Annotated in this window: 2 pseudogenes; both read right to left on the bottom strand. The window is 51.8% G+C overall.

Going from position 1 to position 535, the window contains the following annotated elements:
- Positions 1-209, bottom strand: a pseudogene (locus BHE85_RS18270) (transposase); the annotation flags it as partial.
- A 4-nt stretch (positions 210-213) separates the two neighbouring features.
- Positions 214-535, bottom strand: a pseudogene (locus tag BHE85_RS18265) (IS4 family transposase); the annotation flags it as partial.

Here is a 535-nt window from a genome sequence, read left to right as displayed (position 1 = left end):
ATCCGGCCGCCACACAGCACGCATTCGAACGGGTCACGACTCAGGAACTGTTTCACCATTTGTGCATAGCACACTTTCGCCACTGGTTCCGGTTTATCCATCCCCAGAGCACGGTACACCTGCGGCAGCTTCTCTCCACACACCCGGTTGGCAAGGAACCCGAAGTACCTCACCATCTTAAAAAACTTCTCCGGGATGTGTAATGCCAGTCAGTTAAGCAACTGACTGGCTCTTTTTCGGGGCTGTGGGGTATTTCCAGGGCCTCTCCTTTACCACTCTCGGGAAGGCCCTTCCCCTTCTCGTCGGTAATTTCACAAGTTGTCCCATACTTGCAAGATCGCGCATCAGCTCCGGTATACGTCCCGGTGAAGCGCCCTGCAATGTCATCAGCATTCTCATCACCATTCCGCATGATTCTGAGAAACTCAGTTGATTCGGCCAGTAACCTTTCAGATGTTCCGCCATTTTAATCATCTGATATCTCACCAGATTATAAGCCAGTAAGACACCCCACAGCTCTTGCTCCACAAGCTCC

The sequence above is a fragment of the Shigella sp. FC1567 genome (genome assembly GCF_001743015.1).
In the GTDB taxonomy this organism is placed as follows: domain Bacteria; phylum Pseudomonadota; class Gammaproteobacteria; order Enterobacterales; family Enterobacteriaceae; genus Escherichia; species Escherichia coli.
Note: the sequence above shows the minus strand (reverse complement) of the source record. Positions and strands in the feature narration are given on the sequence as shown.